Below are 12,576 nucleotides of genomic sequence, written 5' to 3'. Positions count from 1 at the left end.
ACTATAAGGCGATCCCATGACCGATCAAGTTGACAACTGGCACAAGCTGGCACGCTACGACACCAATATGCAAGGCGAATTGCATGCCAATTTGCTGAGAAATAATAACATTACGGTATCCATGCAAGCGCTGAGTAGCATTCCTGGTATGAACTCAGGGGCAGTGCTGTGGGTACAAGATACGGATTTGGCAGAAGCTCAGCGTATTTTAGCGACCATTCCAACCGATGGTGCAGCCTTGCTGGATGAGATGAGTGATGCGGACTTTGATGCGCTATCTGACGCTCAAAGTAATTCTACTCAAAGCAACCCGATAATGAACGACAATAACGGCGGTACTTTATAAATGTGTCAACTCTTAGGAATGAACAGCAACACCCCAACGGATATTGGTTTTAGCTTTGCAGGATTTCGCAAGCGTGGCGGTATGACTGACAGCCACGAAGATGGTTTTGGCATTGCGTTTTTTGAACGTAGCGATTGTGTGAATAGTGATAAAGCGGCAAATGATTCAACGGGACTGCGTCTGTTTCATGACAATCGCCCAAGTCATCTGTCACCAGTGGCTGACTTGGTCAATAACTACCCAATCAAAGCCATGAACGTCATTGCGCATATCCGTAAGGCTACCCAAGGGCAGAACTGCTTGGCCAACACGCATCCATTCGTCCGCGAAGTATGGGGCGAGCAGTGGGTGTTTGCGCACAATGGGCAGATGAATAGCGAATTCATTAAACGCTGTCAGCGCTTACAAGACAATGGTAATGGCTCACACTGCCAGCCAGTTGGCTCAACTGACTCCGAAATGGCATTTTGTTATTTGGTCAATCGCCTTAAAAGTAGCTTTAAGAGCCGTCCTGATGACAAGACGCTGTTTAATTTTTTGACTACGCAATGTCGTTATCTATCTGCCAACGGTTTATTTAATTGCTTGATATCAAATGGTAGGTGGCAACTGGCCTATGCGGGTAGCTTATTATTTTATCTCACGCGTAAAGCACCATTTGGTGAGGCAAAATTGGCGGACGATGACTTGGCGATTAATTTTGGCGATGTAACCACAGATGCTGATAAGGTCACTATTTTAGTCACCGTGCCATTGACTGAAAACGAAAAATGGCAACAGTTAGCGGTCAATGAATGCTTAATATTTCAAGATGGTGATGTCATTTATAAAGATAGCCCAAGTCAGCGCAAGTTTTTGACCGTTGATGAAGGTATTGCGATTGCACGAGCCGTTGGAGCGAGTGTTTGATACTTTCAATTTAATTAAAACAATGGACGTAAACAATGAAAGCAAAAGACCTAATGGACTCTGGTGAGTTAAAGCATAAGATAAGAACGGTTAAAGATCTTGTCAGATATGTAAAGACTAAAGAAAATAAAGATGTTTCTAACTATTCAATTTTCCTAGGTGCAGGAGCTTCAAGAAGTTCTGGTATTTCAACTGCCTTTGAATTAATAGTTGAATGGATGGAAGAACTCTATGAAAGGGATACTAACGAAAAGTTTAGAATAACAAATGCTAGTTCAGAAAACGACCTACATGCTAGGTATAATGAATTAAGAAATTATTTTGAAAGAGTACATGCAAGTTGGTTCGATGTTTCGAATCCTTATTCTTCCTTGTTCGAAAAAAAATTCGATCTAGCACCTCAGCGTAGAAGGTTTATTGAAAAAGAGGTAGATGGAAGGCTACCATCGATAGGATATGCTTATTTAGTATCATTAGTTAAACATAATTTTTTCGATTCTATATTCACTACTAATTTTGATGATCTTGTGAATGAGGCTTTCTATCAACTATCTAATAAAAGACCTATTGTATGTGCTCATGATTCATCTGTACATTCGATCTCTGTTACGTCTAAAAGACCTAAAATAATCAAGTTGCATGGGGATTATTTATTTGAAGATATAAAAAGTACTTTAAAAGAAACCGAGTCCTTGGAAAACAATATCAGAGATAAACTGATAGAATTTTGTAAGGAATACGGGTTAATAGTATTAGGGTATTCAGGTAGCGACCGTTCTATAATGGATATATTAGAATATCTAATTAAATCAGATAACTATTTAAAGAATGGTTTGTATTGGTGTTTGAGAGAAGAAGATGAAATTAATCCTAAACTAAAAAGTTTTTTCTGGAAGGATGGTGTTTACCCAGTCATAATTAAGGGTTTTGATGAGTTTTTTAATGAGTTGCATCATGAGCTTGTAGGCTCAAAGAAGATATTTAATACCTATAGAGAGTCTAAGCAGCAAAAAATAATTCAACAGATAGTAGCAAGTAAAGAAATCTTTACAGATGAAAGAATAAGAGAAGATATAGAAGCTCTAGAATATGAGAGTGAAACCCAAACCATATCTGATTATATATCTATAGGCATCAGCGAAGATAATGATGTATTAAATAACAAAGCATCAATACATGATCAAAGAAAAGTGTTTGAGATAGATAAATTAGCCAGTGAAGACTTAAAAGAGGCCTATGAAAAAACTAAAATTTACTATGCTGAGTCAGAGGTAGTGCCAGTTAAAATGTTGTGGTTATCTAAGCTAATAAGTTTTTCTAAAAGGCTAAATTTAGATTTTGATAATAGTAGATGGTCAGAAGAAATTATAGAATATGATCGCTATAATTTTGACTATTATTTACCTAAATTAAAAAATTACAAAAAAATTATAGATAGATTGTATGAGGCTGAAAAATATGATGAACTATTTAATAATAACTATAAATATCTAAATTACAAAATTAAATTGAGGTTTGAGATTTTTGATAGTTTGAAAAGTTATAAAAATAAGTCTTTCTGTGAGGAAATAAGACCTATAGTTGAAAAAAGTATAAAAATAGAACCAAGCTTAAAGAATAGCGCATGGTCTTATAAGCTTAGAATGCTATATAACGAATTCAATTTAAGCTCAAAAGAAAAAGATGTCAAGTTAAGGATTAAGAAAGAAGCTAGTGATTTAATATCAAGTGCAAGACAGATAAACTCAGAAAGCACATATTATTTTGGTTTGGAAACTTATTTTGTAAATCTTTTCGATGAAGTGGACTCCTCAAAACGGCTCTTGGAACATTTAATTTTAAAACTAACAAAAGCAAGCCGCTCTGAAAGATATGAAATAAAAAAGCTAATTAACAAACTGTTTTTAAATTCAGAACTAGATTTTAGTTACAACGAAATACTTAGTTTTTATCTATCAGAAGTAGACCCTGAAAATAAAAATAAAGATAACCCAACAATTGTGGTCGTGTCTAAAGCTAGATTTCTTCTTCTATATGATTATGATGAAAGTTATATAAGAGAAAATATTGAAAGTGCTATGAAAAGTCAAGATTTCCTTGATTATGCAGAAGACGTTATTAAAATAGTAAGGTATTTAGATAAAGAAATTTTGAGAAAAATAGAGATAATCATTAACACTAAGGAAATGGATATTGAGCCTTACCACTTCTATAATTTCTTATCATTGATCAAAGAAGAGCAAGGATTTATTTCTGAATCTATAGATTATTTAAACAAACAATATGAGTATAAGAGTTTCGACGAGAACTATTTTAATAGAAAAAGTTTCTTACTCTTAAAAAGTGAGAAATATGAAGATCTAAGCAATCTTTATAAAAGTTATAAAAAAGGTGGTTACGACTTCGATTGTGAAATTATAACTATAAACACGATGTACAGTTACAAGAGATTAGAAAGCAGTAAATTTGAAGCGGACTTACTCAGAAATTTTGTTAATAACTCGAAGGATAAGAATGTTCGAATTGGAGCTAAGCTGATTTTAGGTGAAAATCATCATCAAGCTATACAAGAGCTAATTAAACTAGTTAAAAGAGATAGAAACGCTTTTCTTGCTTGTAATGATTGGGTAATATTATCAGACGATGATAAGTTAAAAGTGAAAAAATCTTTGACTGCTATATAGTTTTGCAGTTTTATTACAATACTATATATTTTAGTTATTTAACTATAGATAAACTCCACAACACCGCTTAAACTTTTCGCCTGAGCCGCAAATACACGGTTGCTTTTGGCTGACAGTCATCGCAACCGTCGGATCTAAGAAGTACCAGTGCGCATCATCGTTAGCTTTGCTTTTTGCCTTCACGAAGGTGGACAGCTCATGATGCGCTTGTACTTTTTCTGCTAAATCACCTGTATTACCTTTGGCATTAAAATACGCCTTAAACTCAACCTGTGCATGACGTTTACCTAGCTTTGGCGTGTGCTCTACAATCTCTAACCCTGTCCAGCCCGTTTCCTTCGCCCAACTCTCAATTGCTTGCACATCAAGTAATGCTTGCTGCGTTGGCAGCGTAGTCTTGACGATATACTCTGGCTTCACCAACACAAACGCACTATAGCGCGTGCGCATCAATCGCTCGGCAGAGTCTGCATATATGCCATCTGATTGATCAACTTCTTTATGACAAAGACTGTCATGATAAGGCTGGCAGCACTCTTTATAAAGTAGCGCTGAGCTGACAGATTCTGATGCTGGATTGATTTGGCAAGGGCAAGTTTGTAGGGACAGTTGCATGGGTTACTCTACTTTTCGTTTGGATTTTACGGCTTTAAGGTGCTTTTATTGCAGCATGCTTTTTATTAACTCTGGCAATATGCCGACTTTGAGCTGTGCCCAAGGAGTAGGATCACGGAGTTGCGCCCAAAACGCTTCAAAAGGTGGTGCCATATATACCAGTATAGCGAGCAATGTATATAGCAATAGATACCACCATTTGTCGTCATGCTTATAAAACTTCATCGCCGTACCCGATGAGCGTTTCATCTTCATATTGGACAGATTGACGCTATACAGCTCGTCCAATGATAGATGTACCATCGCGCCACCGAACAAGAATAAACCGTAAAACCAACTGGTGGTCAGTGGTAGCTGCACGGCATAGTAGCTCAGGCACGTCAAACCCAGTCCAAGTATCGCCATATACGGCACAGAGTGAATCACACCGCGATGCACTGTCATATTTGTAAAGACATAAAATACAACATAGCGCATAAAACCGTAGCCAGCTAGCCACAATACTATCAATGCAAGTAAGCTCAAATCACTGCGCCAGTGCATGACGAGTCCAAAGGCAAAGATAAACGAGGTAATATTAAAACCAAGCTTAATCGGTGTGGAATTATCAGAATCTAAGTCCGGTAATAACCCGCCAATAGTCCCAAGCGCCACGCACACCAAAAAGCCTGAATCATCAATTAATCCTGCTTTATAAACCGTCAAACTTAGCGTGCCGCTGACCATAAATGCGACATTCAGGTGGGTATTAAAATTTGCCATAAAAACTCATTCATCCATAGCGCTCAAAAAGACCTTTCGAGCGGCTCATCTAGCAGTAAAAAAGCGCACCATGATACCATAGCGTAGCCAAATGCTTAACAGAGAACGCTCCTATGCTTATCACTGATTCCCCTGTTGCCCTTGATGCTGATGTTTTATCTGAGAGCCCACCTATGCTGGATAAAAGCTTCGCTGACATTGATTGGCAAGTGCCATGGATGTGCCATATAAATCAGCTGAGTATCATCAGCGCTGCTATTCACAGCCTAATCTCATCAAGTGAACAAAACAATGCTGTGGTATATGAGGGTCAGCCAATAGATGTCATTGCAGGTGTATTAAACAATGCATTTAATCAGCAAAGCAGTAATGAGCAGAGCAGTCATGGGCAAGCAGAGCTACCAATGACTAAGCCCACTCATAATAATCAAGCCCATACCTTGAAGTTCGTCTCACAGGATGCGCTGCCTGAAGGCGAAGCGTACGAAAGCTTTATTGCAACGACTGGTAACATCCCGACCCGTGACAACTTACATGATTTATTTAACGGCAGTATTTGGCTGACCTTTCCGAAAACCAAAGCCATGCTGAACTATTACCATATGCTAGAGATTGCCGCGCAGGGTATTAGTGAGCGTCGAGGGCGTGTGCGTGACACCATTACTGTCTTTGATGAGAATGGGGCAGTGCTAGTGACTTCTGATGCTAGTATCGGTGAGGCATTAGTCAATTTCGACTGGCAGGCAAGTTTGGTGAAGCCACGTGTTAAATGGGACGACCCGCAACAGTCTAATAGCCATGCACAAGCCGCAGTATATATCTTTGGTCATGCACTGCTTGAGCAGTTGGTATACCCGCGAAAACCCTTATGCGCTCACAGCATTGTCATTCATGTTGCACAAGAATTCTTTAACCTATCGTTAGCTGAGCGTATGCGTTATTTAGATGATGAAGTTGCGTACTATATGGACGAATTATTATCAAAAAACGATGTCACACCGCGCCAGCTTGCACCGTTGCCTATTTTGGGTGTGCCGCATTTTTGGTCAGAAAATGCTGATCCGAGTTTTTACGATGATGACTATGTGTTTCGTAGTGGTCGCCGTCAAAAAAGTAATTAGTGTGAAATGGCTGAAGTATTGGTAGATAAGTGGCTAAGCCGTTGTTACGTTTACGATTGTGCCACGATTTGACTACGTCTAGACGTTAACAAAGGTTGATATATTTGTTATGGTAAAAGAACGTTATTATTAAATGATAAAGAGATGGTTTAAAGGGTATTTAGCCATTTTGTTCGTTGAGATTTACGTCTCCTCATTTTAAATAACGATTAATTTTAGAAAACAGTGATGAAGGATTTATCTAGCCACCAGTTATCAGCATAAGCGCAAGACTGCTTATGCTCAGGATATAACAACGATAAGGAAGCTACTATGAGCGATATTTTTGATGTAAAAGACACGATTGCGGTCGATGGCAAGGAACATACCTACTACAGCTTGCCAGCGCTAACCAAAACCTACGAAAACATCAGTAAGCTGCCATTTTGCATGAAAATCGTATTAGAGAACCTATTACGTAACGAAGACGGCGGTCAATCAGTCGGAAAAAACCATATCGAAGCCGTTGCCAACTGGGATGCAGGCGCAGAAGCGTCAAAAGAAATTGCCTTTATGCCAGCACGTGTGGTGCTACAGGATTTCACGGGTGTGCCTTCTGTGGTCGATTTGGCAGCGATGCGTGATGCGGTGGTTGAGCTTGGCGGTAAGGCTGAGCAAATCAATCCGTTTATCCCTAGTGAGCTGGTCGTCGATCACTCTGTACAAGTAGATGCTTATGGCCGTGAAGACGCGCTAGATCTCAACGAAAAAATCGAATTTAAGCGTAATAATGAGCGTTACGAGTTCCTACATTGGGGTCGTAACGCTTTTGAAAACTTCGTTGTCGTACCACCAGCGACGGGTATCGTGCATCAGGTCAACCTTGAGTATCTAGCCCGTGTCGTGATGGCAGCAGATGTCACTGTCGATGGTAAAAGTGAGCTGACAGCTTATCCAGATACGGTGTTTGGTACAGATAGCCATACGACCATGATTAATGGTATCGGTGTACTTGGTTGGGGCGTGGGTGGTATCGAAGCGGAAGCGGCGATGCTCGGTCAGCCATCATCAATGCTAATTCCACAAGTGGTTGGCTTTGAGCTGAAAGGCAAGCTAACTGAAGGTGTCACTGCGACGGATTTAGTATTGCGTGTGGTCGAGATGTTACGTGCGCATGGTGTGGTTGGTAAGTTCGTCGAGTTCTATGGTGAAGGCTTACACAGTATGCCACTGGCTGATCGTGCAACGATTGCCAATATGTCGCCAGAGTATGGTGCGACTTGTGGCATCTTCCCAATTGACCAAATGGCGATTGACTATCTGCGCCTATCTGGTCGCGATGAAGCGCAAATTGAGTTGGTCGAAAAGTATGCCAAGGCGCAAGGCTTATGGCACGATGCCGATACGCCAGCTGCAACTTATTCAAGCAAGCTAGAATTAGATCTGGCTTCAGTACAGCCAGCACTTGCTGGTCCAAACTTACCACAGCAGCGTATCAATCTGTCTGATATGCATGAGAAGTTTGGTGAAACGTTAGAAAAAATGACCAAAGATCGCAAGTCAGAAGTCGATGGTAAAATACGCTTTGACCAAGAAGGCGGTGAGCAAGAACAAGCTGAACATTTAGCAGCTCAGCCAAAAATGAACGATGATCAAGATGATGGATATCAACCTGCAAATGGCGTCTTCTCTACCGTTAGTATCGATGAGAAAGACCACAAGCTACGTGATGGATCAGTCGTGATTGCCGCCATTACTTCTTGTACCAATACCTCAAACCCTGCGGTCATGATTGGTGCAGGTTTAGTCGCCAAAAAAGCAGCAGCCAAAGGCCTGAAAGCCAAACCATGGGTTAAAACGTCATTAGCACCTGGTTCAAAAGTGGTGACTGATTACCTAGAAAAAACCAAGCTGATGGATGAGCTGGAAAAAACAGGCTTCTATCTAGTAGGTTATGGTTGCACCACGTGTATCGGTAACTCAGGACCATTGCTTGAAAGTATCGAAAAAGGGATCGAAGAAAACGACCTAGTCGCTGCGGCGGTACTGTCTGGTAACCGTAACTTTGAAGGTCGTATTCACTCACACGTCAAAGCCAGTTATCTAGCTTCACCACCGTTGGTTGTCGCTTATGCGTTGGCAGGCACGGTCGATATCGATATGACCACGCATCCACTCGGTCAGGATCAAGATGGTAATGATGTTTATTTAAAAGACATCTGGCCAACGTCAGAAGAGATTAACGAGCTGATTGCTAATAATATCGATGCTGATATGTTCCGCAAAAATTACGGTGAAGTGTTTGCAGGTAGCAAAGCATGGAACGCGATCAGTTCAGCGGATAGCCAACTGTATCCATGGGATGAAGGGTCAACGTATATCAAAAACCCACCGTTCTTTGATGGTATGACCATGGAGCCAGAAGGTATCCCTGATATCGAAGGCGCACGTATCTTAGGTCTGTTCGGTGATTCAATCACTACTGATCACATCTCACCAGCGGGTAATATCGACCCAGACTCGCCTGCAGGCAAGTATCTGCAAGAGCGTGGCGTGCTACAAGCCGATTTCAACAGCTATGGTTCACGCCGTGGTAATGATGCGGTTATGACTCGTGGTACCTTTGCCAATATCCGTATCAAGAATACGATGATGGCTGGCAAAGAGGGTGGCTATACCTATTACTTTAATGGTGATAAAGCCACTCTCCAAGATGGTGAAGAAATGGCTATCTATGATGCGGCGATGAAGTATAAAGAAGACAAGCGCCCACTCGTGGTATTGGGCGGTGCGGAATATGGCTCTGGCTCTAGCCGTGATTGGGCTGCCAAAGGTACGATTTTGCTCGGTGTAAAAGCGGTATTGACCAGCTCATTTGAGCGTATTCACCGTTCAAATCTAGTCGGTATGGGTGTGCTGCCATTGACCTTTAAAGAAGGTGAAAATGCAGAGACTTATAATCTAGATGGTTCCGAGGTACTTAGTATCACGGGTCTAGACAATGGTGAAAGCAAAACAGCGACGGTCACGGCTACACGTGCTGATGGTTCAACTGAGAGTTTTGTAGTCAATGTCATGCTACAAACGCCAAAAGAGCGTGAATACGTGCGTCACGGTGGCGTGTTGCACTATGTACTGCGTCAGCTGGCTGCTGAGAGTAAAGAAGCAGGCTAGTTATGTATTAACTTAATATGACAAAAAGCCCAATCTCCGTCAAAGTAGGGGATTGGGCTTTTTTATTGTCTGAGAAAAGGGAAAGCAAATATCTGAAAATCTATTTACTTAACTTATCTGAAGTTCTCATTCCAGCTCTCTTTAAACACTTTATTTAAGAACTTTTCTTTATCGATGCTACCGTCATCGTTTAAGCAGCTTTTATCGACAAAAAGGTAGTTCGTCCAACTGATATCAGGAGACAGTTCATTGATCTCATTTACTATGTCAACTTCATTAATATCAGAGAAATCTCTAGTAATAAGTTTTTGAGCCAGCTCTAAAATGCGACTCTTTGTTTTATACTCGTAAGAATTTGGGTACTCAGAAATTTTATCAAACAGTTTCTCGTAGTTTACATTTCCTTCTGCGCTTACATACTCATCACTCCAGAATATATAATCACTCCAAAACGGATCGGGAGATAATTTATTTAGTTCAAGGTTTATCTCTATTTGCCTTGGCTCTGAGCATTTGGTATTCAGTAACTCTTCAAGTAGCAAAGTAAATTTTTTCTTACTATCATCGTTCATTATTATTTCCTCTACTATGTATTCCAATTCTATCAACCCTTCTCAGTCAACAACTTAATTCCTAGCCCCATAAATACGACACCACTTATTTTATTCATCATCGATTCAATTTTTGGATTCTCTCTTAGTTTTTTGCCGAACTTTGACGCCAGCAGTGCCAAACACAAGCACCATATAAAGCCAGTAACAGCAAAGGTTAGTCCCAACATTAAAAATGACAGCATGCCATAAGCATAACTGGAGTCAATAAACTGCGGGAAAAATGCGAGGAAAAATAACGCGACTTTTGGATTAAAGGTATTGGTAAGTACACCTTGCTTATATATTTGCCAATGGTCTATAGGTTTGATGGATGTTGGCTTCTCGCTACCCTGCAAACTACTGGCTATCAAAGGCTGCTGTTTACTCATTAGCATTTTGACACCCAAATAGCACAAGTATCCAGCACCAATATATTTAACGAGCATAAATGCCGTAGGAGAGTTGGCAAGTAACACGGACAATCCTAGCGAAGCCAGTAGCGTATGTACCAGAATACCCGAAGTAATACCCAACACAGAATAAAACCCTGCCGTTTGTCCCTGCGAAATACTACGGGTAATGATGTACATACTGTCCGTGCCTGGGGTTAGGTTTAACAAAATAGCAGCCAAAATAAACCCTAGATAGTTCTCAATCCCGAACATAGCGAATCCCTTCTTTTAATAACTCTAGTTGTTCGTATGTGATAAGCGTTTTATGTCTTTTATAAAACTCTTATAGGGTGGATAGTAGCTAGCATTGAGTGAGTTAGCAATAGAGTAAATCACTCAATAAATACTGATTTTAGAAAGCAGAATACACACTCTACGCTCAGTCCCTGTGAAATGGATAAAACGTAAATATCTTATAAAAATCGCAGATATGGCTGTTTGAACTCTGATAATATATCAGCAATAGATGAAACATTTGTTGATAATAAGGATTTGAGATGAAACGTTTGGCTTATACTATTGCTGTATCTGTTTTTGCGACGACTGTTGGGATAAGTGCTGCGCATGCTGAGAGAATTTGCAAAGTAACAGATCCGACTGACACACCATTAAACATCCGCGATGAACCTAATGGCAAGATTATTAATAAGCTGCGTAATGATCGCGAAGTGTATGTCACAGAAGTCACTTATGATAGTAGAAACCGTCCGTGGGTTTATCTAGAAGGTTACTATAAGGGCGAGTATAGGCAATGGGGCTGGGCGATTAGAGAGTTTGTTTCTTGTTATGATCGCTAATACGACAATTTTGCAGTTTCAGAGGATGGTCATGTGATTGATAAGTATGTGTTCATATTTGCTATGTCTTTTTTAATTTGCTCGTGTAGCACTGGCATTAACACACCAAACGCAGAAGCTTCTGATAGTAATATAAAAATCGAGAAATATTCTGACGCAAATATAAGAGAAATCGAAATTGGTAAAGCGTTTAGCTTAGATCAAATTAAAAGCATGACCACATTCGACGGTGAATTCAAGAAAATGAGTGACGTTGAGTGTGGCGGTTTTTTTACTGAAGAAGAAATAGGAGAGAGCGGAGAAGAAGCGATTTATCAGTATGGCAATATGGAAGTTGATATCACAGATAATCAGGGCGCTATCATGAAAATAGTGGGCATCCCTGATGGGCTTCGTATTAAATACAATGAACTATTAATCGATAACAACTTCAATCCTAAAAGCTTAAGCCTTGAAAAATTTGAAGTTTATAAAAATAAGGCGACAGTCTCAGACAACACGGTTGGCATAGAGTCTACTGGTATAAAAACAGCCTACGACATTATGTATTCTGTCCGTGAAAAAACTAGTGATAATCTGCTATATCTGAGTTTCCTAGACAACAAGCTGGTTGCTATTAGAGTGCTAGTGCAATGTTGATTAATTAATGCTAGATAAAAATCAACAAACATAAAAAAGCCCAGTCACCGTATGATGACTGGGCTTTTTTATTGTTCGCTTACTAGTCTAATCTAATGCTAAGCAAAAGTGCTAATAAGTGACGCCGAATAGTGGCGTCCCCAGGGGGATTCGAACCCCCGTTACCGCCGTGAAAGGGCGGTGTCCTAGGCCTCTAGACGATGGGGACGCATAGAGTGTTATAACCAATGGTTACAACGGTACTTCACAATATCAGATAGCTTACAAGTAAGCATTGCCTAGGTGCTGATATCGTCCTACTAGCGAGTATCTATTATAAATTTCAGTAGTACTGAGCATTGCAATAAATAGTATGGTGGAGCTAAACGGAGTCGAACCGTTGACCCCTTGCATGCCATGCAAGTGCTCTACCAACTGAGCTATAGCCCCTCGCTAAGAGTGTGCGTATTTTATGCAAGACCGACAGTCCTGTCAACCACTATTTTAAAAATAATCCATAAATATG

At 40.1% G+C, this 12,576-nt stretch carries 11 protein-coding genes and 2 tRNA genes; 7 read left to right on the top strand and 6 right to left on the bottom strand.

All coding sequences use genetic code 11. The annotated features are described in order from the left end of the window. Positions 1 to 16: 16 nt before the first annotated feature. From DFP82_RS10555 to DFP82_RS10545, 3 genes are read left to right on the top strand one after another with little or no spacing between them, the layout of a single operon-like run. Positions 17 to 346 (top strand): putative signal transducing protein, encoded by a 330-nt coding sequence (locus tag DFP82_RS10555; protein ID WP_245905705.1) that lies wholly within the window; start codon positions 17 to 19, stop codon positions 344 to 346. Then, complete coding sequence (locus DFP82_RS10550; protein WP_110923692.1) at positions 347 to 1,255, top strand: class II glutamine amidotransferase; 909 nt, start codon at positions 347 to 349, stop codon at positions 1,253 to 1,255. A 35-nt stretch (positions 1,256 to 1,290) separates the two neighbouring features. Then, positions 1,291 to 3,939, top strand: coding sequence for an SIR2 family protein (locus DFP82_RS10545; protein ID WP_110923691.1), 2,649 nt, complete (start codon positions 1,291 to 1,293; stop codon positions 3,937 to 3,939). A gap of 42 nt (positions 3,940 to 3,981) precedes the next feature. On the opposite strand, the gene DFP82_RS10540 is transcribed toward DFP82_RS10545, so the two are convergent. Continuing rightward, the gene (locus tag DFP82_RS10540; protein WP_110923690.1) at positions 3,982 to 4,554 is read right to left on the bottom strand and encodes a YchJ family protein; all 573 of its coding nucleotides are present in this window, start codon (positions 4,552 to 4,554) and stop codon (positions 3,982 to 3,984) included. Positions 4,555 to 4,599: 45 nt separating this feature from the next. Next, positions 4,600 to 5,316 (bottom strand): metal-dependent hydrolase, encoded by a 717-nt coding sequence (locus tag DFP82_RS10535; protein ID WP_110923689.1) that lies wholly within the window; start codon positions 5,314 to 5,316, stop codon positions 4,600 to 4,602. Positions 5,317 to 5,429: 113 nt separating this feature from the next. Here DFP82_RS10535 and DFP82_RS10530 point away from each other — a divergent pair, with 113 nt between their 5' ends. Both DFP82_RS10530 and acnA read left to right on the top strand, forming a co-directional pair. Further along, complete coding sequence (locus DFP82_RS10530) at positions 5,430 to 6,437, top strand: DUF3025 domain-containing protein (RefSeq protein WP_110923688.1); 1,008 nt, start codon at positions 5,430 to 5,432, stop codon at positions 6,435 to 6,437. Positions 6,438 to 6,749: 312 nt separating this feature from the next. Then, positions 6,750 to 9,590, top strand: coding sequence for an aconitate hydratase AcnA (gene acnA, locus DFP82_RS10525; protein ID WP_110923687.1), 2,841 nt, complete (start codon positions 6,750 to 6,752; stop codon positions 9,588 to 9,590). Between the two features lie 113 nt (positions 9,591 to 9,703). Here the strand turns inward: acnA and DFP82_RS10520 are convergent, their stop codons facing one another. Continuing rightward, the gene (locus tag DFP82_RS10520; RefSeq protein WP_110923686.1) at positions 9,704 to 10,162 is read right to left on the bottom strand and encodes a hypothetical protein; all 459 of its coding nucleotides are present in this window, start codon (positions 10,160 to 10,162) and stop codon (positions 9,704 to 9,706) included. A gap of 32 nt (positions 10,163 to 10,194) precedes the next feature. Further along, entirely contained in the window at positions 10,195 to 10,848 is a 654-nt protein-coding gene (locus DFP82_RS10515) for a LysE family translocator (RefSeq protein ID WP_110923685.1), read from the bottom strand. A gap of 284 nt (positions 10,849 to 11,132) precedes the next feature. Between DFP82_RS10515 and DFP82_RS10510 the strand changes: the two genes are divergently transcribed. Next, a complete protein-coding gene (locus DFP82_RS10510) occupies positions 11,133 to 11,432 on the top strand; it encodes an SH3 domain-containing protein (RefSeq protein ID WP_110923684.1) in 300 nt (99 codons plus the stop codon). A 33-nt stretch (positions 11,433 to 11,465) separates the two neighbouring features. Further along, positions 11,466 to 12,071 carry a hypothetical protein gene (locus tag DFP82_RS10505; protein ID WP_110923683.1) on the top strand — a complete coding sequence of 202 codons (606 nt, stop codon included), beginning with the start codon at positions 11,466 to 11,468 and terminating at the stop codon, positions 12,069 to 12,071. A gap of 132 nt (positions 12,072 to 12,203) precedes the next feature. On the opposite strand, the gene DFP82_RS10500 is transcribed toward DFP82_RS10505, so the two are convergent. Together DFP82_RS10500 and DFP82_RS10495 are read right to left on the bottom strand one after the other, a co-directional pair. Continuing rightward, a tRNA-Glu gene (locus tag DFP82_RS10500) sits at positions 12,204 to 12,279 on the bottom strand. A gap of 145 nt (positions 12,280 to 12,424) precedes the next feature. Further along, a tRNA-Ala gene (locus tag DFP82_RS10495) sits at positions 12,425 to 12,500 on the bottom strand. Between the last annotated feature and the right edge of the window lie 76 nt (positions 12,501 to 12,576).

It is taken from the genome of Psychrobacter fozii (assembly GCF_003217155.1).
GTDB lineage: Bacteria > Pseudomonadota > Gammaproteobacteria > Pseudomonadales > Moraxellaceae > Psychrobacter > Psychrobacter fozii.
This window is presented reverse-complemented; position numbering and strand designations above follow the sequence as displayed.